We start from the raw sequence: 22,597 nt of genomic DNA, 5'->3' as shown, positions 1-22,597 counted from the left end.
TGTTAAATCGGAATAACCTTTCATTTAATTAATAAAAATGAAGGCTTCATTCGAAATGATTGAGATAGATAAGGTAGATGTTGCAATTATTGATCGTCTTCAACAGGATGGCCGACAATCTAACGCAAAGATTGCAGAGCAATTAACGATGAGCGAAGCCTCTTGTTGGCGCAGGCAGAAACGGCTAGAAGAGATTGGAGTCATTGAGGGATATCAGGCGATATTAAACCGCCGAAAACTAGGCTTTGGTGTGATGGCCTTTGTTCAGATTGTGTGTACCGAACACGGCGAAGAAGCGACAGCTCAATTTGAACAAATTGTCAGCTTGTGCCCCAATGTCTTGGCTTGCCACAATACCACTGGTGAAGCCGATTTTCTGTTACAAGTGGTCGCCAGAGATTTAGATGATTACAGCCAATTTGTAGAGAAGGTATTAAGAAAATTACCGGGCGTTTTTAGTATTCGCAGCAATATTTCGCTGCGAGAACTAAAGGTAACTAACAAATTACCATTGATGAACTTATCGAGTGTACGTTAAACAACCTGTCCTATGTGCTTATCCTAAGGACAGGTTGCTTTAAGCAATGCACTAGTGGGAAAAGCCTGAGGCTGTTTCACTAAGGCTTTTGCCTTTTGTTTCTGGCGCAAGCCATTGAGAAATGGCTGCTCCTACTGCCGCAATGCCGGCAGCTATCAAAATAGTGATAGATGGGCCTAAATTACTCATTGCCCAAGGCATTAAGAATGTCCCCATACCGGCACCAATACGGCTAAAGGCTGCTGCAAAGCCAGTTCCCATGCCGCGAATTTCGGTTGGAAATACTTCGCCAGGATAAATACAAGTAAGTGAACCGCAGCCTGCATTAAAGAAGGAGAAGGCTAAAAATAATCCCAATACCACAGCACCCGGTGCATCTGCCCATAAGCCAAGTACAGCCAAAATAAGTGTAATAATCCATTGTGGAGGAACTGTCAGTACGCGTCGACCAATCTTATCGATCAGCACAACGGTAGCGATACTACCCGCCAATGCGACAGCAGATAATCCGACCCCACCCGCCAAACCACCGCCCAATCCAAATGTTTGCAATACGCTATCAGCAAACGTTGCAATCGCAAAATAGGGGGTAACAACACAGAAGAAAAACATAGAGACAAATACGGTTGCTCTCCAATATTGGCGTGAAAAGAGCTTTTTGAAACTACCAGTCGCATGGACAGTTTCTTTTTCCATATCCGCTACTTCTGCCGCGCTTTCTAAATATCGATGAGCGATTTCACGAGCTTCTTTTTTACGGCCTTTACTCCATAACCAACGCGGTGATTCAGGCATACCAAATCGGCCTATAAATAAGGCGACAGCAATAAATGTGCTGCTACCTAAGATTGTTCTCCAACCTAAATCGGTGTATTGGTTTAACAAATAACCAACAACAAATGCAGCCATAAATCCAGCATACCAAGCGATTAAGGTTAGCCCCATTAATCTTCCGCGCATACGGGAAGGGGAAAACTCGGATAACAATGGCCAACCTACCGAATATTCAGCTCCAATGGCCACCCCCATCATTAATCGAACAATCAGAAGTTGGGCAGGGGAGGTAACAAAGAACTGCATTAACGATGCAACGACAAATAAACCCATGTCCAACATGAAGAGTGGTTTACGTCCAAACTTATCGCCCGCCCAACCGCCTAACGGAGAGCCCAACAAGATCCCAAATAGCGCACCAGCCGCAATTAATCCCTCCCAAAAAGCAGAAATGCCTAATTCGGCAGTCATTTTTGCAGATACAGGACCAACGATACCAAGAATATAACCATCTAGAAACGTGCCACCTGCAAGCACGATAATCATTCTGATTAAAAATTGACGTTTGAAAGCAGCAGAGGCTTCTGCTTCTTTTTTGCGGGCAGAAACACTTGCCGCTTTACCTGATTGGGCCATTCATCACTCCTCTATATTTATTTTTTACGCATCGTCTAATGCCTGTGTTGATGAAGAAGACACAGTTAGTAGGCATTAAAAAGCTATATTCACACGATTGGTAAACTACATTTGCAAGACATTCGTGTCGGAATAGGCAAATAATGGCGATGCTTTAAGGTCGCAGAGTGTAGGGAGGCTGTCGGGTTTAGAGGGATGCCAATCCGTCAGCAATTACGCCTAATACGACAAATTTTGTTTAAAACGTCGCAAATTGACCAATTTTAAGCGGGTAAAGGAGAGGGCAAGAGATGGTGAGAGCTAGAGGAATGAACAGGGATAAGGCCGCGTGATTCGCTACCTTATCCCTATTTGTATGAGCAATTAGAGCGTAATGCCCGCTTTTTGAGCACGTGCCTTATGTAGTTTCTGATAACTATCAATTAGTCGTTGGTGACGATCAAGTCCCTCTAGCTTCATGCTAGTTGGTGTTAGACCATAGAAACGAACATCGCCTTCAATCATGCCGATAGCGGCATCGATTTTTTCATCACCATACATACGGCGGAAGTTCGGTTCGTAATCTTCAATTTCTAGTTCTTCATCTAGCAAGACTTCTAACACAACATCCATTGCCTGATAGAACAGCACTCGGTCTAACGTGTTGTCGTTATATTGCAAGAAAGCTTCTACACGCTCTTTCGCTTCTTCATATTGCTCTAGTGCCAAGTTAATTAATAACTTTAGTTCTAGAATAGTGAGTTGGCCCCACACTGTATTTTCATCAAACTCAATACCAATCAGTGTAATAATGGTGGTGTAGTCATCTTCTTCGCTGTCTTCTAGACGTTGTAGCAAAGAGGCTAACGCATCATTATCTAGCTGATGAAGGTTCAGAATATCTTCACGGAATTGCAGTGCTTTGTTGGTGTTATCCCAAACTAGGTCTTCTACTGCGTAAACCTCTGAAAAATCTGGCACTAATATACGGCAAGCAGTCGCACCTAGCTGGTCGTAAACGGCCATATAGGCTTCTTTACCCAGTTCTTCTAGAATACCAAATAGGGTTGCGGCTTCTTCTTCATTGGCATTTTCTGCGTCGCTGGTGAAATCCCACTCAACAAATTCGTAATCAGATTTTGAACTAAAGAAGCGCCACGACACGACACCACTAGAATCAATAAAATGCTCAACAAAGTTATTCGGTTCAGTGACCGCATTACTTTCAAAAGTAGGACGTGGTAAGTCGTTCAAACCTTCAAAGCTACGGCCTTGTAGTAACTCGGTCAGACTTCGTTCTAGTGCCACTTCAAAGCTTGGGTGAGCACCGAAAGAAGCAAAAACACCACCAGTGCGAGGGTTCATTAAAGTAACGCACATGACTGGGTAATCGCCACCCAATGATGCATCTTTGACTAAAACTGGGAAGCCTTGGTTTTCTAACTCTTGAATACCCGCCACAATACCTGGGTACTTTGCTAGCACTTCTTGTGGCACATCTGGAAGGGCCAATTCGCCTTCCAAGATTTCCCTTTTTACCGCACGCTCAAAGATTTCTGACAAGCATTGTACTTGCGCTTCCGCCAGCGTATTGCCCGCACTCATGCCATTACTTAGGTATAAGTTATCAATTAAGTTAGTGGGGAAATACACCACTTCACCATCCGACTGGCGCACGAATGGCAGGGCACAAATACCGCGCTCTGTATTACCAGAGTTGGTGTCATATAAATTTGAAGCTCGAAGTTCATCATCTGGATTAAAGATGGCTAGGCAATGCTCATCAAGCAAGCCTTCTGGCAGAGAGTCATCCGGGCCAGGCTGAAACCAGCGTTCTTCTGGGTAATGCACAAATGGGGCGTGGCCAATTTCCTCACCCCAATATTGGTCATTATAAAAATGATTACAGTTTAGACGCTCGATGTATTCACCCAACGCCGAAGCCAAAGCGCTTTCTTTGGTTGCACCTTTACCATTGGTAAAACACATGGGTGAATGTGCATCGCGAATATGTAAAGACCAGACGTTTGGCACTAGGTTACGCCAAGAAGCGATTTCAATTTTAATGCCCAAATCGGCCAGAAAGGCAGACATATTGGCAATGGTTTCTTCTAGCGGAAGATCTTTACCTGGGATATAGGTACTGGTTTGCGCATCTGGGTTAATTGTCAGCAATGCTTGTGCATCAGCATCCAGGTTTTCAACTTCTTCAATGATAAATTCTGGGCCAGTTTGTACCACTTTTTTAACGGTACAACGGTCAATCGAACGTAAAATGCCTTCACGGTCTTTCGCCGAAATATCTTCTGGCAATTCCACTTGAATCTTGAAAATCTGCTTATAGCGGTTTTCAGGATCCACAATATTATTCTGAGATAAACGAATATTTTCTGTCGGGATATTACGGGTGCTGCAGTAAAGCTTTACAAAGTAAGCTGCACATAGGGCAGAGGAGGCTAGGAAATAGTCAAACGGTCCGGGGGCAGAACCATCTCCTTTGTATCGGATTGGTTGATCTGCAATTACCGTAAAGTCATCGAACTTCGCTTCTAAGCGAAGCTTATCGAGAAAGTTGACCTTAATTTCCATAAAAGAACTCCAAAATAGCGCAAAAATAAACTTCCCCGGCCTTCTACGACACCGGGTAAAGCGCTAAGCGCTGATTGGCGTTGCTCGAATGCGAACTGGGGTTTCTGCCCCAAGGCCGAATGCCAGAATTATGCGGGTAAACGCAAATGGAATCAAATTCAAGGAGGGAGCAACACATTAGAATCATCGTGCAAAGCGGACGAAAAAAAGGGGAAGCCATTCGGTTTCCCCTATCAATTACCCAAAGGAGCTGAGATAAAACTATTTCCAGTATTGCTTGATGTATTCGTTCATCTTATTACGCATGAAGATAGACGATTCATCTGCTCGTTCTTCCCAAGCAAATACACAAGAAGACATCACACCGTCAAAGCCAACTTCTGCCAAAGTAGAGAAAAATACATCCCAGTTGATTTCACCTTGGCCAATGTCCAAGTGCTGGTGCACACGAACATTCGAACCCGGTGGGTTGACGATATAGCGTAAACCAGAAGATGCCTTGTGGTTAAAGGTGTCTGCGACACGAACGTGCGCCAAAATTGGAGCTACTTCGCGCAGCATGGCTGCCATATCATCCCCGTAGTAGAAGGTGTGTGGCGCAATGTAAGACATCTTCAATCGGTCATGACCAATCATCTTGACGATATCAATCGCAGGGTGGAATGTCTCCGTCCAATCTTCAGGGTGCGCTTCCACAGATAGCGTTACGCCTTCACGCTCGAAGATCGGTAGTAGCTCTTCAATCGATGTTAACCAAGCTGCCTCACACTGCTCGCGAGTATTGACGCTTGGCCCAAATCCTACTGAACGCTCAGGAGAGGCACCACGACCAAACTCAGAAATCATCAACTCACACCCCATCTCAACCGATATTTCGATGGCTTTTTTCCAGTTCTTCATCGCGTTTAGACGCTCGTCTTCAAACGGGCTTGCCCAACGGTACATTGGCTGAATGGTTGTCAGTTTTACGCCGTGGTCTTTTAACGCTTGCTTAAACTCTTTGATGCGCTCAGGGTAAGCACGTGGCATCACCCACCAATCTAGAAAATCTGCGCGTGGCGAGAGCTCAATGTGTTCGTATCCAAGTTCAGCGACTTTTTTTACCAATTCAGGCAAAGAAAGATGACGATGCATGTACGGATCTAAAGCAATCTTCATTCGTATCTCCATTATGATGTGAAGCTTTACACCTGCCATTGGCCAGAGATGCACCCTGGCCATCTAGCGGACTTTCTTATAAATAGAAGTCTGGGGTTGGTGGTGTTTGAATAGAGATAATCTTGCCGCTATTTTTCGCTTCGATACATGCATCTGCTGTCACGGCGGTGAAGTAGCCGTCCCATGCGGTTGGGCCTGTCACCGTGCCTGCTTTGGTATCGTTAATCCATTGTTGAAGTTCTACATCGTAAGAATCAATGAAACGAAGCTTCCAATCATTCATGATAACGGTAGATAGTTTTTCTTCTTGACGGATGAGTAAGCTGCTTGGCTCTGGTAGGCTAAAGATGCCTTCTTCAGCGACGACTTGGCACTGAATATCGTAACCGTATTTGCAGTTCACAAAAATTTCACCATTAATACGAATGCCTGATTTGGTTTCTAACAAGACTAAGATTGGGTCTTTCAGATTTGCATTGGCATATTTAGAATTTTTTGCAGAAATGACTTGTACGGTTGCGTAGTCGTCATTTAATAACCAACGTAGTACATCAATTTCATGGACAAACGTATCAGTGATTGGCATATCACCAACATAAGAATCTGGCACAGAAGGGTTACGGTGTGCGGCGTTAACGATGAGTGGCGCACCGAACTTACCACTATCAATCGCGGCTTTTAGTTGGCGATAGCCCGCATCAAAACGGCGCATAAAACCGACTTGAACCAACTTTTTACCAGACTTAATTTCTGCCTCTACAATGCGGTAGCAACCTTCTGCCGTGGTTGCCAATGGTTTTTCACAAAATACTGGCTTACCTGCAGCAATAGACGCTAAGACAAACTCTTCGTGCGTAGGGCCCCAAGAGGTAACAACCACCGCATCTACATCTGCAGACTTGATTAAGTCGTGTGGATTATCAAAAAACTTAGCGTTAATGCCTTCGCTACTGACAAAATTCAATGCATCTTCTTTGTTGATATCGTTCACAGCAACAACAGAAGCACCTGCCAGTTTTTTATCCAAACGGCGGATATGCTCTTTACCAATTGCACCTGTACCAATCACACCAACGCGTAAAGTCATTTTTGTTCCTCTATTCTTTATTAGAAATGTAATGGCTAAAGGCTGTGACACCGCACAACTTCTAGCTTGCTGCGAAGTTTTGAAAAATATACAAGGAGGGCAAATAGAGGGCACGAAGAAGAATGACGATATTTCGTCATGACTTCCTAATAATTAGCAGGCTAATCTAGAAATTTGGATTGATGTGTATGTATAGTCCTCACAATAAAATTGCTACCAATTAATATGTATACAATTTTATTGTGAGATTGTAGATGTTATCTAAGTAATGCTTCTAACTGCAGAAGAAACTCACTTTTCATTTCATGAAGCGCGGGGAGGCCAGCAAGTGCCTTTTCAGGTTTGTTGTCGGTGTTTAAAGAGACAAGAGAAGAAGCGTGTTGATGAATACGGTGATGTAAACCTACTAAGTGTGCATAGTGAGATTGTGTATTTGTTCTTGCCGCTATAAATTTGTTTAGCCACTTCCCAAATTGGCATTGTGTCTCACCCAAAGGAGGAGGCGCTTTACGCATACCTCTTAGATACTCCTCTAATGCGGCAGCCCAAGCACGATGCTCAATCCCCGCAAAGAATAGTGGACGATCTTCTTCTGTGATCACATGAACGGCTTGCCATCTTGGGTTCGGAGTCCAATTAGTCAACCATCCTAGCAGTTGGTTTAAGGGCATCGGCCTTGCAATGCCGTAACCTTGGCCTAATTCACACCCCAGTTGAAGCAACATTACGCCATGATCAATGGTTTCTACCCCTTCTGCAATCAACTGACGGTCAAAAGCTTTTGCTAAGCCAATAATGCCTTCTAAGATGGCAACATCTTCTGCGTCCATCACCATATCGCGTACAAAGCTTTGGTCTATTTTTAGCGTTTGGGCGGGTAGCCGTTTTAGATAGGTAAGTGATGAATAGCCTGTACCAAAATCATCTATGGCACTGGTGACACCTAATAATTGCACAGCACGCAGCACATCTGACACTTGGTTAATGTCTTGTAAGGCGCTACTTTCCAATAGTTCTAGCTCTAATTGCCCAGGTTTTACCCCTTGCGCGTTGCTTAATGTTTCGGACAAATGCCCAACAAAGTCTGGCTGTTGTAATTCAAGTGCACTGACATTAATACTGACTTTGGTGTGAATCCCTTCTGATTCTAAATATTGGATATCTTTAATCGCCCGATTTAACACCCAATGGCCAACGTCGATCGCAATTGGATGGTTCTCGATTGTCGAAATAAAGACAGAAGGTGGTAGTAGTCCTCTTTCAGGATGGCGCCAGCGGAGAAGAGCCTCAAGGCCAATTAGCTCTCCTGTCCGCATATTGACTTTGGGCTGATAGAAGAGCTCAAATTGATCTTGATGAATTGCCGACAACACATTTTCGATCGCTTCATTGTGACCACGTACCAACTTATCTGCTTGCGGGTCGTAGGTATGTAAACGGCCTTTTCCCGCAAGTTTTGCTTGGTACATGGCTTGATCTGCCTGACGAAGCAGCTGATCCGCATCCACATCTTCTGATTGTGGATAATAGGTCACCCCAATGCTGGCGCTAATTTTGAGCTGTTTACTATTAATCTCGACTACCTTTTCAACTTCTTTCAGCAGTCTTTGAAGTAAGTGCTCTGCATCACCATTGGTGTGCAAATCCATAAATACAGCGATGAATTCATCGCCTCCCCATCTCGCTAATGTATCTCCCTCACGCATGAGAGAAGACATTCTTCCTGCAACGATAGAAAGAAGTTGATCACCTGTTTGATGCCCGAATTGATCATTAATTAATTTAAAGCCATCAAAGTCTAAAAAGGCAACCGCCAGAGACTGGCTTCTGCGTTTTACCCCGTACATGCCTTGCGATAAGCGATCGGCCAACAAACTGCGATTGGCCAAACCCGTTAACGGGTCGAAATGCGCCATTCGCTCAAGTTCACGTTGCTGGCGCTTAATCTCTGTAATATCTGCAAATAATGCGACATAGTGGGTGAGGGTGCCTTGGGCATCTTTTACCGCTGTAATCGTTAAGACTTCTGGATATTCCTCACCATTTTTACGGCGATTCCAAATTTCACCAGACCAATGCCCTCTGTCTTTAATCGAGGCCCAAATGTGTTGATAAAACGCTTGCGAATGTCGTCCAGAATTTAAAATACGAGGGTTTTGCCCAACCGCTTCTTCACGTACATAGCCAGTAATCGAGCAAAACATATCATTCACTTCCAGAATTTTACCTTCTGGAGAAGTGATCATGATGCCTTCACGCGCAGATCGGAACACACTAGCAGACAGTTGGAGCCTATCTTGCGCAGCTTTCAGTTCGGTAATGTCGTGTGCAATGCCAAGTACGCCTAAGAGTGCACCTTTGTCATCGTACATTGGGATTTTAGTTGTCTGAAAAAGTCCCTCGTAACCGTCTGCGGCAAAACGAAGCCATTCTTCATTCTGCATCGCCTTACCGGCATACATCGCCCGTTTATCATGCGCTCGGAAAAACTCTGCTAATTCTTTAGAAACAAAGTCGAAGTCAGTCTTTCCGACGATTTCAGATTCTTTATGGCCAAATAGTGCTTCAAACTTTGGGTTACAAGACAGATAAATACCATCTTTATCTTTTAACCAAACGAGATCCGGAATTGTGTTTTTTAAACTCGTTAAAAATGCCCGCTCGTGTTCTACCTTTTGCAAGGTTTTAGCAAGCTCAGCCCTTGCTTCATCTCTATCTTGAGTTAGGTTTTGTGTGAGTTGTTCACTTCGTTGGCACAGACCAATAGCCCGTGCCAAATTTCTAATCACTGGAGAAAAAACTTCGTTTAGGGGAATATCAGTTTCTAAGGTAGAGTCTGTTAGAAACAAATAACTGTACTCACCATCAATCGGGAACCAAGCTGCCTGTGTGTACTTTCTTCTTTGGCTAAAAGTGCTCAGTAACTGAGCATTTGTTGATAAACATGGCTCATGTCCAACGCCCGTGATCAGGACAGATTGATGCTCTGTTTTTAAAGAAGTAAAAGAGTAATCACCCACGCTATCAATAATTTGGTGATATTGGCTATTACTGGTATCTCTTTTTAAGATAAGTCCAACAGGGTAGGAGAGATGGAATAAAAATCGCTGCATCACTTTTGGTAGCAGCTTATCTAACGTGACTTCAGAGCCAATGGTTAGCGTTAAATCGTATAAAATAACAAGGGCAAAATCTTTATTCATGACTTAACTCGCATACGACTAATGCCATGTTATGAAACACAGGTTGACCACCAACAGAACTGGTACCAATTTCTCCTAGGGTAAGTGCCCCTAGCATTTCTTTATCTCCACTTTTTTCGTACAACCCATCAATTTCTGTTTGCGCGCCTTCGCCCATGTGCATTTTTCTACCTGCACAGTAAAACACTAAATGCATGGATTCTGTTGTTGTCGCGGTATGAGAAATTTCCTCTGCAAGCTCATTTACAAAATGGTTTGGGTTGGGGGGAGGTGCTTGGAATAACGTTAGCATGGCATTTTCTGGAATTTCGCCACTGCAAATTAAAGCGCCATCATCATCTAAAAGAATAGGAATCCGAACGACAATTTGATCTGCCGCTCGCACCAAGCCTAACGGGTAATGCACAGCATACTGATAAAAGTTATCTTTATTTAATAGTACATCATACTTTTGATGGATGAGTTCTTGGTAAGCCTCAAATGCTGGTTTCCAGTTGATTTGTGTAATGCGGTTACCATGGGTACTCGTCGCCATCAACATCTGATTAGGCATGGAAAACCCATGCTGCACGATAAACTTGTGAGTCTCTGGCCATAGAATCGCCAGTAGACCTTTGGTTAGTTGCAGATCATTACTAAAAACAGAAGCAATTGGTTGGAAGGTTTCACTGCCAGCGCATAACCCGGCATAGTTCACTCGATCTTCTATCTTCAGGTAAAGATCATCCAAACGGCTTGCTATGTCTGGAATCAGCACATCAAAAATCAAAAATAATGTGCAAGTTTCATCAGTAGATTGAAGCTGTTCTAGCTTGTTTAATACCTGCTCAGCTATGCGTTCACCCGCCACACCTAAACCGGCCTGATTTAACAGAAAATAAGGCGGCATTTCAGGCACATTAATTAAGCATATCCCACGCTTGTGGATGCCATCACTAGAAATTACCGATGGAAAAACACCACCCACCAGCGTGATACCAAGCTGATTACACGACTTTTGGAGTTGCGATACCACTTCGATGTCTGCTTCTGCAATAAAAGCAAACACACCTGCATTTGGATGCAACTGTTTCCAATCCTGCAAGAAAGAAAAGAGGGCATCTGTGTAAGCTGGGAAATAACCTTGGGCTGCGTTTGTCATGCTGATAATTAATGTAATGAAAATAGATTAGCGTTGAACACTCAAATTTTAGTTTAGCAGCTAATTAAAATTTCGCACTTTTCAATGATTGATATTGATCAACGTCATTTAGTTTTACCCATCAATAGATCGTTAAATTCAACGCTCCCTTTATTTGTGCCAATTTTTGAAATGTTGATGGAAGATCAGCAATGCACATCGACTGTTTGCCATGCAGCAAAAAGTAAGTGAAACAGCATCTTATTTAACTTTTTTCGATCAAAAAACATGGCACAGAACTTGCCAATGTATAGGTGTAAACCACTCTCTTTAGCGATAAACATAAAGGACATATTGATGAGTACCTATACCGAACAAGAGTTACGATCCGCTCCACGAGTTAACGCGCAAGATACATTTGCCCCATTAAAAAAAGTAGAAACCCCTGCTCATATTATTAAAAGCGATGCAGAAGCGATTGAAATTGCCCACAAACTAGCAGGGGAGTTTATTCGACATGCAGGGCTAAGAGATAGCGAAGGTATTTTGCCAATTAAAGAAATTGATGCGTATTCGCAAAGTGGCTTATGGGGAATCAATATTCCTAAAGCGTATGGCGGTGCGGCGGTTTCTTATGCGACGTTAGCTGAAGTCATTAAAATTATTGCTTCTGGCGACTCTAGCATTGCCCAAATCACCCAAAATCATTTGGCGTTGAATGCGCATATTGCTTTAGATGGTACAGAAGAGCAGAAAAAAGACTTATTTGGCTTGGTGCTAAAAGGTTACCGTTTTGGAAATGCGTTCTCAGAAAAGAACAGTAAAAACGTTGCTGCCTTTGAAACGAAACTAACCGATCATGGTGATTTTGTTACTGTTACTGGCGAAAAATTCTATACCACAGGTGCTTTACTAGCCCACCTAGTACCTATCGTCGCTGTCAATGACGAAGGAAAAGGCTTCTTAGTCTTTACCGATCGCCAAGCAGACGGGTTAACGGTTATTAATGATTGGTCTAGTTTTGGCCAACGAACAACGGCTTCAGGCTCGATTAAGATTGAACAAGTAAAAGTCGCAAAAAGCAGAGTCATTCCGGTCGATGCATTTGATACACCCACTGCAGCGGGTGCCATTTCACAAATCATTCAAGCAGCCATTGATGGGGGAATTGCGAAAGGTGCGCTTGAAGATACGATTACCTTTATCAAAAATCAAAGCCGACCATGGATTGATAGCGGAAAGGAAAAAGCATCAGAAGATCCGTTCACGGTCAGTGCGATTGGCCACTTAGTGATTAAACTGCATGCAGCAGAAGCACTATTAGAAAGAGCGGGTAAAAAGATTGATGAAGCACTTATTTCCCCCAATGAAACAACAGTAAATGCAGCAACGCTAGCAACATCGGAAGCGAAAGTACTGACAACAGAAATTGCTATTGAGGCAACAAATAAACTGTTTGAGCTAGCAGGGACGCGCGCTACATTAAAAGCCCATAATTTAGACCGACACTGGCGAAATGCCCGCACACACACGCTGCATGATCCTGTGCGTTGGAAATATTTTCATATTGGAAACTATGCATTAAATCAAATTAGCCCGCCGCGCCATCCTTGGAATTAACCCAGACTGACGTATCGTTTTCCTCTGTGATAGTTACATGCAATACCGCTATCACAGAGGAGCTAGTTAACAATGATTTTTATTTTTATCAAAAGGCAGGAACCTAGCACAACACCATAGTGTCAAGATAAGTATCTTTATTCACTAGGTTAAACATGGAAATCCTCATTCTGATTGGACTGATCATTTTAAATGGTCTCTTCGCTATGTCAGAAATTGCGTTAGTGACGGCTAGAAAAGCGCGTTTAATGAAACTTGCTTCAGAGGGAGATTCCTCTGCTACTGTCGCTTTAAAGCTTGGGGAAGACCCAACTAAATTTCTTTCTACCATTCAAATTGGTATTACTTCTATCGGTATTCTTAACGGTATTGTTGGTGAAGCCGTTCTAGCAGGTCCATTTTCCATTTGGTTACAAAGCTTAGGCGTACCAGAGTCTCCCGCTGATATTGGTGCTACAGCGGTTGTAGTGATTGTGGTGACTTATGTCTCGATTGTGATTGGTGAACTCGTACCCAAACGCCTGGGACAAATTACGCCAGAACCGATTGCCAGATTGGTTGCAAAGCCAATGCAGGCGCTAGCCGTGGTGACACGTCCATTTGTTGTGATGCTAACCGTTTCTACGCATACGATTCTTCAACTCATGGGGGTGAAGCAAAATACCAACGCGAGCGTAACAGAAGAAGAAATTCACGCCATGTTGGAAGAGGGCTCTGAAGCCGGCGTGATTGAACAGCACCAACATGAAATGGTACGGAATGTTTTCCGCCTAGATGATCGTCAATTAGGTTCATTGATGATTCCGCGATCAGACGTGGTGTTTATTGATATTCAACTAAGTACAGAAGAAAACATACATCGGTTAATTGAATCTGAACACTCCCGTTTCCCTGTCTGTGACGGTGGCTTAACCAATGTGTTGGGCGTGGTGCATGCAAAACAAGCGCTTTCGATGATTGCCAAAGGCCAAGCCCCAGATTTTCTCAATCATTTATTGCCTAGTGTATACGTGCCAGAAACGTTAACCGGCATGGAGTTATTAGAACAATTCCGAGCAAATAACATTTCAATGGCGTTTGTGATTGATGAGTATGGTGAAATTGAAGGTATTGTGACCCTGCAAGACGTGTTAGAAGCGGTAACGGGTGAATTTACACCAAGAAATGCGGAAGATGCATGGGCGGTGCAAAGAGAGGATGGATCTTGGTTGCTAGACGGTGCGATTCCCTTACCAGAAATGAAGGACCGTTTAGTACTGAAAACGCTGCCAGAAGAAGATAAAGGCAGATATCACACCCTAAGCGGGATGATGATGCTACTACTAGGCAAAGTCCCTTCTACCGCAGATTACACCGAATGGGCAGATTGGCGCTTTGAAGTAGTGGATATGGATGGCCGAAGAATTGATAAGGTACTAGCAACGCCGATAGTTAGCTCTTCTATCCTTGGGGATTAAAAATTTCATTTCTTGGCTAGCAAATAAAAGAATAGCTAGCCAAGAAACACTGCCTTTTAACAACGGCTATTGCATTTACTCAACCACCTACGCAGCCGCAGCAGTCTGTTTTGCTTCTAATTCACGAACGAGTGGCAATACGTTTTTCCCGAAGTACTCCACTTCTTCAATGAAGTGCAGATAACCAGTCAGTACCAGATCTACGCCTACCGCTTTTAAGGCGACAATTCGCTCTGCAATCTGTTGCGGGGTGCCGATTAGGTTGGTTTTAAAACCATCGTTGTACTGAACAAGATCCTCAAATGAAGACTTAGCCCAATTGCCTTCCCCCTCTGGAGAGGCTTTTCCGGCATTTTTTACTTCTGAGCCAAACGCATTCACCGCTTCTGGATCTGCCTTATCAATAATTTCTTGTAATACTGCTTTCGCTTCTTCTTCTGTATCACGTGCAATCACAAACGCATTCACACCAATTTTTACTGTTCTGCCTTCGGCGGCAGCTTTTGCGCGAATATCATCAATTTGGGCTTTGATCCCTTCGACGGTATTGCCATTCGTGAAATACCAATCAGAAACACGTGCAGCCATATCGCGGGCAGCACGAGAGCTACCACCTTGGAAAATTTCTGGGTGAGGTTTTTGCAGTGGTTTTGGCTGTAAGGTGTAGTTATTGAACCGGTAAAAGTCGCCACGGAAACTAAAGTTATCTTCAGTCCAAATACCTTTAATCGCGCGAATAAACTCTTCTGAACGACGATACCGCTCGTCATGTTCTAGCCAATGTTCACCAATGGCATGAAATTCGCCACGGAACCATCCGCTAACCACATTGACTGCAACACGGCCATTAGAGAGGTGATCGATTGTTGAAATTTGCTTGGCAAGTAGCGCAGGGTTCCACGGGCCAGGAAGCACCGCTGCAATCACCTTTAATTTGTTCGTCGCCGCTAATAGGGCATGAGAGAAAGCAACAGACTCGTGTTGGTATTCCGCGCCATAGCCAGCAGTAAAGCGAATCTGGCTAAGGGCATAGTCGAAGCCTGAATCTTCAGCTACTTGGGCTAGCTTGCGGTTGTAATCAATATCCCAACTAGTACGCTGTTCTAGTTTACTGATGACTAATCCACCGCTCACGTTTGGAACCCAGTAGGCAAATTTAATGTTGTCTAATTGTTTACTCATTTTGAAACCCTCTTTTATACAGTTGTTTGTTTAAATAGATGCTGCTGTTAGTTCAGATGGCTGGCTAACAGGTAAATGACGATGTTTTAGATAGGGCAACGCACGTGCCACGGCCAAATCGATGCGATCAATCAGGTCTTGGTTGCTGATTTGGTAATTGGTGAAGTCTGATTCCGCACCATAAACACCAATTGGTAGGGTTAACGCTTGGAAAAAGCTAAATAGCGGTCGAAGCTGATGATCAATCACTAATGCATGACGATCACTACCACCGGTTGCAGCCAAAAAGACAGGCACATCAATCAACGAGGTGTGATCCACTAAATCAAACAAGTGTTTGAAAAGCCCCGTATAACTAGCCCGATAAACTGGAGAAGCAACGACTAGAAAATCTGCCGTTTCAATGGCTTTGACATCTGCAGAAATTTGCGTCGGCAAATCCGCCGCTTTTCTCGCATTCGCTAAACCTTCTGCTATGTTGCCTACTTCTATTAATCGGATGTTCACCGGTACATCTAATTGAATTCTTTCTAAAATATGTTCAACTAAAGCAAGTGTTCTAGAAGGGCGGTTTAAACTACCCGAGACAGCAACAACATTTAGGGGATTGGCCATCTTCGCCTCCATACAATAAATAAGTCTTAAAATAAAAATTAATCTAACGTATGGTTATTAGCAGGAAGCGTGCCAGCCTAGAAATAGCTAAAAATCATCAAAAATGACTTTTATAGAAGAGAATTTGAAGAGTAGGTGTTGATTAATCAACAATTTGGATAATGGTTGTTGAATCTCAAACTAAAGAATGAACTAAATAAATCTGCCAAGTCGAACTCATCACAGCCATCTATACATATAGCTAGAATATATAATCACTGGCATGCATATTGCTCATTATGCTTTGTTATAAAAACAAATTAAGGTCAGGCATCATGAGCAAACAAATCCACTTCAATGCATTTGAAATGAACTGCGTAGCCCATCAGTCTCCAGGCTTATGGCGACACCCACGAGACAGGTCTTGGGAATACAAAGATCTGGAATATTGGACAGACTTAGGAAAAATCTTAGAAAAAGGGATTTTTGATTCGATTTTTATTGCGGATGTCATTGGTTATTACGATGTTTACAAAGGCGGGAACTACTTTGCCTTACAACAGGGCGCGCAAATCCCCGTGAATGATCCATTGCAATTGGCAGCACCACTAGCCTTAGCAACCAAGCATCTTGGTATTGGTATTACTGCATCTACCTCTTTCGAGCACCCCTATACGTTTGCAAGGCGTTTAACTACCTTAGATCACCACACAAAAGGGCGGGTAGGCTGGAATATTGTGACGTCTTACCTTGAAAGTGGCGCAAAAAATATCAGTGAAGGCGGGTTACGCCGACATGACAATCGCTATGATGTGGCGAGTGAATACTTGGAAGTCATTTATAAATTGCTAGAAGGTTCATGGGAAGATGGCGCGGTGGTAAGAGACCGTGAACGCGGCATCTTTGCTCACCCTGAAAAAGTGCATGAAATTGGCCACAAAGGAAAATACTTTGAAGTACCTGGTTACCATCTAAGCGAACCCTCCCCACAAAGAACCCCTGTGCTTTTCCAGGCTGGTGCTTCGGGTAAAGGCAAACTGTTTGCTGCGCAACACGCAGAGTGCGTATTTGTTGCTGCACCAACAAAAGATGTCTTAAAAAAATATGTGCAAGAAGTCAGGGAACAAGCAGCAGAAGCGGGAAGGGACCCGAAAAAGGTATTGATTTACAACTTGGTAACCATCATCGTGGATGAAACCGATGAAAAAGCACAAGCCAAATTCAAAGAATACCAACAATATGCTTCTTACGATGGCTCGTTAGTCTTTATGTCTGGTTGGACAGGTATCGATTTTGGCCAATACGCCCCAACAGATCTGGTTAAGCACGTAGAAACGAATGCCATTGTTTCTGCCGTTGAGCACCTAGCAGGCGGCGGAAAGACATGGACAATTGATGAACTAGCCAAATTTGGTGGCATTGGTGGCCTAGGTCCAATTTTTGTAGGCTCACCAACGACGGTTGCTAATATTTTGCAAGAATGGGTGGCAGAAACCGATACCGATGGATTTAATTTGGCCTATGCTGTTGCGCACGAAACCTTTGAGGACATTGTGGAATATTTAGTGCCAGAACTGCAGCGTAGAGGCGTGTATGCCACGGAATATAAAGAAGGCACATTAAGACAAAAGCTATTTGGGGATGGTGATCGACTACCAAGCAATCACCCCGCCAATCAATATCGAGATATCGAAAAATACAAACAAGAACACCCAATCGATGGCAGTTTATTTAGCCAACAAAGGGTGGAAGAACGCGCAACGGCTTAAGAAGTAGGCTAATCAACACCCAACCGAGAGAAATCTCGGTTGGGTGATCAATTGCATATTTTGTGACCTAGAATTGTATTGTATTGAGTTTTTCGGAGTTTCGGTCAAAGTAGTCAGTATTAGGAAGATTCTAGATATCTGCAAAAATATTAATTGCTACGAGGAAAATCGCTGAATTGACTCTTCAAATTTTTTTACAAGAATTGTGTAAATATGGCCGCTCATTTTGCCTTTTTTTATGTTTGCTTCGTTCTTCAATAGAGAAACCATGCTTTTCAGCCAAGGTATTTCCTCTCTAATATGCGCTAAATAATTCGGAAATTGATATCTACTGGTTAGCAAAAACCCAAATTCACGTTTTTTTTCGTTGTTTAATTTTTCTAGCTCTGCTAAAAAAATACCCGGATCAATTTTTGATAAAATTGGAATTTTATAATAAGTATTATCCACAGAATTATTTAGTATTAACCTTCTTGTGAATAAAGAAAAATCTTTTTGCATTTCTTTCATTAATTCTTCAGCTTTTTCATTTAGAGAATTTATATACTGTCTATTTTTGGCCTCAGTCAAGTATGTAAATACTTCTTCAAACTCTACAGTTTCTCTACTAAAGTATGCAGAGTTGTCATAACTAGTATTATTGATATCACTATCTAAAAAATTTTCCTCTGGTAATGTTTTATCTTTCTCCATTGAATCAATATAATCTTTTGCTTCTTTTATTACCACGTCTTTAGTCTCTGTCAGTATTCCAATATCAATAAGCCAAAGTTTCACGCCTAAAATATGTAGTACTATACCAACATCTTTATATTTTCTATCAATATATTCTTTTTGAACATCTGAAAGCACATTTATAAATTCATTATCATTTAAATTCATACATTGCAAAAGCCGTTTCCAAGACGGCATGTTTGAATAATATCTATAGATGCTGTTGTCTATTGAATTTTTTGCAATGCTATCATCAACAATTCCTTTTTCAAAAAAAACTTCCCAAAAATCTACTGAAGGAAATATTTCAGTTGAGCATATACCAATGTATTTTGAAATTATCTCATCAATGTTTTTTTCATTACAACTACGCTTATCCACATCATTGTATTTTACGAAAAAATTTTTCATTCTTCTTTTGTTAATTTCAATAATATCTTTATTTAATAACCCACCAGACTTTAACTCAAATGAAAGTAAAAAATGCGATTGCAAAATGTGCTCTTGAATTTCTTCTTCTAGATTACTATCTTTAATAACAACTAAAAAAATTCTTTCAAAATCCCATAACGCATGTTTTAAATGCCTAAAATTATTATATCCTGCTTTTAGATAGATTGACTTTATAATTTCTATGTGTTTAATCAATAAGGAGCTAGAGTTTTTGCATGATTGGCTTGCCAAAAAATCCGATATGGCAGAATCAAAATCTGATGTAAAACCAAACCGTTTGCCAATAATCTTGTCTCTTATTTTGATGTATGATTTGTTGCTTGAATTTTTGTTTTTTTCTTCCATTTCAAATTCATTAGATACAAGAATACACTTCATTTTTTCATGCTCAATGAAATGATTTATATATCCTAACAATTGGCCTGTAGGAATTTCGCACCGTTCTAAATCATCAAAAATTAGTATATGTTTATCTGCATTACTAAGATAGTCAGGGAGATTAACATCAGGAATTCCAGTTGATATACTAACGTCATCTTTTTTGTCAGCATCAATATCAATCTTAATAGTAGCTTTTATTGCACCTTTAAGAATTTTTCCGGCTAATTTGGTAGACTTGTGAGCTAGTACAGGATGCAGAGCTTGAAATATTGCCTCATTGATTTCTTTAACTTTACTTAAGCCATAAAGCGATACATATATTACTTTTCTATTATCATTCTCAATTTTTTCTTGATATTTTTTTACAAACCATGTTTTTCCTGAACCCCATTCTCCATCAATCATTACACCATATTCAGGCGCTTCATCGAGTTCACAGTAGTAGTCAAGAAAACTTTCAATGTGTATATTTTTTTGTGAGATCACTATCGCTACCCTTTGTTTTACTTTATTAGATTAGTACTTTAAAATGTTTAAAATAAATTAAATGCATCATTGATATGATATAATAAACTGTTAAATTATCACATAAAATACTTACAATGCTTTTATTGTTTTAAAATAATTTCTTATAAAATTGATAAAGCAACAACATGCATGGGGATTTTTATGGTTTTTTATAAAAAGTTTTGGCTAATTTTATACGTCAATTTATATGATTTTATCAAGAATTAATTTTCAGGGTAAATATTTTAACAACAAGATCAACTGGTTAAAGATTAAAACTAAAGCAATGATATTTTAAATTCATGACAACAAGTAAACACATGCAAACAAAAATTTTTAATCCATATATTTTGCAAGAAAAATATATTGCTGACTTATTGCAAAAAAATAAAAATAATATTTTTATAAAATGTATGATATTCCATTTCAGCCTATAATCCAAATTGTTATTGTAGTGAACTCTACCTATTTTTACATCTTAATAAAAAAACCCCGTGGCAAATACCACGGGGAAATTGGACTTAGGAGAGAGAGTAGTCCAGAAAACGCTTATTTATCGCCACGTATTTTTTTAATTTCTTGCACATTGCTGCTTGTGGCCACTAGGGTGGCGACAGAAGTGACTTTCGGTAAATCCTTTTTTCCTGCCAAATATCTTGCAACGTTTTGTACGGCAATTTTCCCTGCTAAAGCAGGCTGCTGGGCAATTACTGCGCCAATTGGGGCTGATTTTTGGGTGAGTAAATTAATAATTTCTGGCGAGCCATCCACGCCGTACGTTAGGATTTCTGTGCGTTTTGCATCAATTAGGGCTTTTGTTGCGCCTAGTTGTGGTACATCCCATGCGGCCCAAATTGCTTGGACACTTCCTTTAGGGTATTTATTCAGTAATGCAGTTACTTGGGAATAGGCATCTTGTACTGTATTTGGGATGACATCACGTAGCTCTGGCTGAATGATTTTAATGCCTGGGTTTTTCTCTAATACTTTCTTTAGTGCGTCGTATCGAAGCCCGCAACTTTTTACGCCATAAAACCCATTAAATACCAGAATATTTCCTTTGCCTTTTAGGTCTTTTACTAATTTTTCAGCAAGTTGTAAGCCCACCTGATAATTATCGGCGGTGACATCATTGATACTGTATTTTGATTCTGCCTCTACGGTAAACAGCGGGATACCTGCTTCATTAATTTTTTTAAGCCAAGGCTCAATCACGGTAGAAGTACCTAATAGTTGAATTACCGCATCTGGCTTTTGGGCAACTACAGTCTGTAGCTGGGAGACTAGGGCTTTATCATTACGGCCTGCGTCTAGTGTAATTGGCGTACCGCCCAATCGTTTTACTTCATCGATCTGAGCCTGAAAAGCACGGCTATCATAATAAATACTAGTACCGACTGTACTTAGCGCAATGCGTTTTCCTTTTAAAGAGGGGATAGCGTCATCAGCCCAAGCACTAGAAAAATGAAAAGATGCTGCAATCGCAAGAGCAGACAAAATAAACTGACGGCGCATATAAACTCCAAGTTATAAATTTAAGTTTTTATAGTCTTGCAATTTATATGCCAGCTTGTGTTTTTACTTTTTAGTACTGATCACCCTCTGATTTGTTCATTTTTTGTACGATTTTCCTCTTTAGTATGAATTAAACCTAATTCCATCAAAGTTACAGCCTTTTATGTGTTGCTAAATCAACAGCCAATCAGCAGTTTTGTTTCTCTATATAACGCTATCTTTAATAAACTATATTGGAATATATAAATCATTTTATATTATTTTTTGTTTTATAGATTTTTTGATTAAGATGGCTTCACACAAAAAATTTGTCGATCAGAGGGATAGTAAAAATGTTGAAAAAGAATGTACTAAAAATTACCGCCATTGCACTCGCTGCGATTAGTTCGGTGACCGCGTTTGCTGATGATGCGAACATTCCTTCACTAAAAGGCAAACGTATTGCCATTAGCGTGACAGGGACAAGCCACTATTTTGATCTGAAGTCTTTTCAGGCTCAGGTGGCAGAAGTGAAGCGTCTTGGTGGAACACCCATTACTTTAGATGCTGGCCGTAATGATAAAAACCTAGTCTCACAATTACAAACGGTGGTTGCGCAAAAACCAGATGCAGTCGTTCAGACGCTAGGTACATTAAGTGTGATTGATCCGTATCTGAAAAAAATTAAAGATGCCGGCATTCCTGTTTTTACAATTGATGTGCCTTCTCAGCACAGCATTAATAACACCACGTCAGATAACCACGATATTGGTAAAAAGTTGGCTGAACAGTTAATTAAAGATACGGGCGGCAAAGGCAATATCATTGTTTTTAATGGCTTTTATGGCGTACCTGTTTGCGCGATTCGATACGACGAGCTAAAAGCAGCCTTAAAGAAATATCCAGATCTAAAGATTATTCAGCCAGAACTACGTGATGTGATTCCTAATACGGTTCAAGATGCTTACACACAAATTACGGCGCTATTAAACAAGTATCCGAAGGGTAGTGTGGCGGCCATTTGGTCTGCGTGGGATATCCCTCAGCTAGGGGCAAGTAAGGCGTTAATTGCGGCAGGGCGCACAGAAATTAAAACCTATGGTGTAGACGGAACCCCAGAAGTGCTCGCCTTGTTGAAAGAGAAAAATACACCGGTAGGCGCGGATGTTGCGCAGCAACCAGCTGAAATTGGTAAAACGGCTATTCAAAACGTCGCTAAATATCTAGCTGGGCAAAAGCTACCGAAGGAAACCTTTGTACCTGCGTTACTGGCTACCCCGAAAAATGTGGCAGAAGTAAACAAACTTCGCGGCGATTAATTTCGATCACTCATCAACCCGAC

General features: G+C 41.5%; 15 protein-coding genes. 5 read left to right on the top strand and 10 right to left on the bottom strand.

Features of this window, described 5'->3' with window-relative positions; genetic code table 11:
- Nucleotides 1-55: 55 nt before the first annotated feature.
- On the top strand, nucleotides 56-538 hold the full coding sequence (locus tag LIN78_RS16045; RefSeq protein WP_227181890.1) for an Lrp/AsnC family transcriptional regulator: 483 nt from the start codon (nucleotides 56-58) through the stop codon (nucleotides 536-538).
- 51 nt (nucleotides 539-589) lie between these two features.
- Here the strand turns inward: LIN78_RS16045 and LIN78_RS16040 are convergent, their stop codons facing one another.
- From LIN78_RS16040 to LIN78_RS16015, 6 genes are all read right to left on the bottom strand, one after another.
- The gene (locus LIN78_RS16040) at nucleotides 590-1,948 is read right to left on the bottom strand and encodes an MFS transporter (RefSeq protein WP_227181889.1); all 1,359 of its coding nucleotides are present in this window, start codon (nucleotides 1,946-1,948) and stop codon (nucleotides 590-592) included.
- 363 nt (nucleotides 1,949-2,311) lie between these two features.
- Entirely contained in the window at nucleotides 2,312-4,516 is a 2,205-nt protein-coding gene (locus LIN78_RS16035) for an OsmC domain/YcaO domain-containing protein (protein ID WP_227181888.1), read from the bottom strand.
- Nucleotides 4,517-4,777: 261 nt separating this feature from the next.
- A complete protein-coding gene (locus LIN78_RS16030; protein ID WP_227181887.1) occupies nucleotides 4,778-5,674 on the bottom strand; it encodes a sugar phosphate isomerase/epimerase family protein in 897 nt (298 codons plus the stop codon).
- A gap of 76 nt (nucleotides 5,675-5,750) precedes the next feature.
- Entirely contained in the window at nucleotides 5,751-6,761 is a 1,011-nt protein-coding gene (locus LIN78_RS16025) for a Gfo/Idh/MocA family protein (RefSeq protein ID WP_284700262.1), read from the bottom strand.
- Nucleotides 6,762-7,018: 257 nt separating this feature from the next.
- Nucleotides 7,019-9,964 carry an EAL domain-containing protein gene (locus LIN78_RS16020; protein ID WP_227181886.1) on the bottom strand — a complete coding sequence of 982 codons (2,946 nt, stop codon included), beginning with the start codon at nucleotides 9,962-9,964 and terminating at the stop codon, nucleotides 7,019-7,021.
- Complete coding sequence (locus tag LIN78_RS16015; RefSeq protein ID WP_227181885.1) at nucleotides 9,957-11,105, bottom strand: FIST signal transduction protein; 1,149 nt, start codon at nucleotides 11,103-11,105, stop codon at nucleotides 9,957-9,959. Before LIN78_RS16015 ends, LIN78_RS16020 begins: the two co-directional genes overlap by 8 nt.
- A gap of 336 nt (nucleotides 11,106-11,441) precedes the next feature.
- On the opposite strand from LIN78_RS16015, the gene LIN78_RS16010 reads away from it, so the two are divergent.
- Together LIN78_RS16010 and LIN78_RS16005 are read left to right on the top strand one after the other, a co-directional pair.
- Complete coding sequence (locus tag LIN78_RS16010) at nucleotides 11,442-12,704, top strand: SfnB family sulfur acquisition oxidoreductase (RefSeq protein ID WP_227181884.1); 1,263 nt, start codon at nucleotides 11,442-11,444, stop codon at nucleotides 12,702-12,704.
- 155 nt (nucleotides 12,705-12,859) lie between these two features.
- Nucleotides 12,860-14,161: a hemolysin family protein gene (locus tag LIN78_RS16005; protein WP_227181883.1), complete on the top strand. Its 1,302-nt coding sequence runs from the start codon at nucleotides 12,860-12,862 to the stop codon at nucleotides 14,159-14,161.
- An 87-nt stretch (nucleotides 14,162-14,248) separates the two neighbouring features.
- Here the strand turns inward: LIN78_RS16005 and sfnG are convergent, their stop codons facing one another.
- Entirely contained in the window at nucleotides 14,249-15,343 is a 1,095-nt protein-coding gene (sfnG, locus tag LIN78_RS16000) for a dimethylsulfone monooxygenase SfnG (protein ID WP_227181882.1), read from the bottom strand.
- Between the two features lie 30 nt (nucleotides 15,344-15,373).
- On the bottom strand, nucleotides 15,374-15,958 hold the full coding sequence (msuE, locus tag LIN78_RS15995; protein WP_227181881.1) for an FMN reductase: 585 nt from the start codon (nucleotides 15,956-15,958) through the stop codon (nucleotides 15,374-15,376).
- 314 nt (nucleotides 15,959-16,272) lie between these two features.
- Between msuE and LIN78_RS15990 the strand changes: the two genes are divergently transcribed.
- A complete protein-coding gene (locus LIN78_RS15990) occupies nucleotides 16,273-17,706 on the top strand; it encodes an LLM class flavin-dependent oxidoreductase (protein WP_227181880.1) in 1,434 nt (477 codons plus the stop codon).
- Nucleotides 17,707-17,862: 156 nt separating this feature from the next.
- Here the strand turns inward: LIN78_RS15990 and LIN78_RS15985 are convergent, their stop codons facing one another.
- Nucleotides 17,863-19,740, bottom strand: a complete 1,878-nt coding sequence (locus LIN78_RS15985; protein WP_227181879.1) for a P-loop NTPase fold protein — start codon at nucleotides 19,738-19,740, stop codon at nucleotides 17,863-17,865.
- A 570-nt stretch (nucleotides 19,741-20,310) separates the two neighbouring features.
- A complete protein-coding gene (locus LIN78_RS15980; protein WP_227181878.1) occupies nucleotides 20,311-21,276 on the bottom strand; it encodes a sugar ABC transporter substrate-binding protein in 966 nt (321 codons plus the stop codon).
- Between the two features lie 332 nt (nucleotides 21,277-21,608).
- On the opposite strand from LIN78_RS15980, the gene LIN78_RS15975 reads away from it, so the two are divergent.
- Entirely contained in the window at nucleotides 21,609-22,574 is a 966-nt protein-coding gene (locus LIN78_RS15975) for a sugar ABC transporter substrate-binding protein (protein WP_227181877.1), read from the top strand.
- Nucleotides 22,575-22,597: the final 23 nt, after the last annotated feature.

This window comes from Leeia speluncae, assembly GCF_020564625.1.
Taxonomy (GTDB): Bacteria; Pseudomonadota; Gammaproteobacteria; order Burkholderiales; family Leeiaceae; genus Leeia; species Leeia speluncae.
Note: the sequence above shows the minus strand (reverse complement) of the source record. Positions and strands in the feature narration are given on the sequence as shown.

What these genes read in the sequence shown, in the direction of transcription:
- LIN78_RS16045 (WP_227181890.1), top strand. Translation starts at nt 56, where the DNA reads ATGATTGAGATAGATAAGGTAGATGTTGCAATTATTGATCGTCTTCAA.
- LIN78_RS16040 (WP_227181889.1), bottom strand. Translation starts at nt 1,948, where the DNA reads ATGGCCCAATCAGGTAAAGCGGCAAGTGTTTCTGCCCGCAAAAAAGAA.
- LIN78_RS16035 (WP_227181888.1), bottom strand. Translation starts at nt 4,516, where the DNA reads ATGGAAATTAAGGTCAACTTTCTCGATAAGCTTCGCTTAGAAGCGAAG.
- LIN78_RS16030 (WP_227181887.1), bottom strand. Translation starts at nt 5,674, where the DNA reads ATGAAGATTGCTTTAGATCCGTACATGCATCGTCATCTTTCTTTGCCT.
- LIN78_RS16025 (WP_284700262.1), bottom strand. Translation starts at nt 6,761, where the DNA reads ATGACTTTACGCGTTGGTGTGATTGGTACAGGTGCAATTGGTAAAGAG.
- LIN78_RS16020 (WP_227181886.1), bottom strand. Translation starts at nt 9,964, where the DNA reads ATGAATAAAGATTTTGCCCTTGTTATTTTATACGATTTAACGCTAACC.
- LIN78_RS16015 (WP_227181885.1), bottom strand. Translation starts at nt 11,105, where the DNA reads ATGACAAACGCAGCCCAAGGTTATTTCCCAGCTTACACAGATGCCCTC.
- LIN78_RS16010 (WP_227181884.1), top strand. Translation starts at nt 11,442, where the DNA reads ATGAGTACCTATACCGAACAAGAGTTACGATCCGCTCCACGAGTTAAC.
- LIN78_RS16005 (WP_227181883.1), top strand. Translation starts at nt 12,860, where the DNA reads ATGGAAATCCTCATTCTGATTGGACTGATCATTTTAAATGGTCTCTTC.
- sfnG (WP_227181882.1), bottom strand. Translation starts at nt 15,343, where the DNA reads ATGAGTAAACAATTAGACAACATTAAATTTGCCTACTGGGTTCCAAAC.
- msuE (WP_227181881.1), bottom strand. Translation starts at nt 15,958, where the DNA reads ATGGCCAATCCCCTAAATGTTGTTGCTGTCTCGGGTAGTTTAAACCGC.
- LIN78_RS15990 (WP_227181880.1), top strand. Translation starts at nt 16,273, where the DNA reads ATGAGCAAACAAATCCACTTCAATGCATTTGAAATGAACTGCGTAGCC.
- LIN78_RS15980 (WP_227181878.1), bottom strand. Translation starts at nt 21,276, where the DNA reads ATGCGCCGTCAGTTTATTTTGTCTGCTCTTGCGATTGCAGCATCTTTT.
- LIN78_RS15975 (WP_227181877.1), top strand. Translation starts at nt 21,609, where the DNA reads ATGTTGAAAAAGAATGTACTAAAAATTACCGCCATTGCACTCGCTGCG.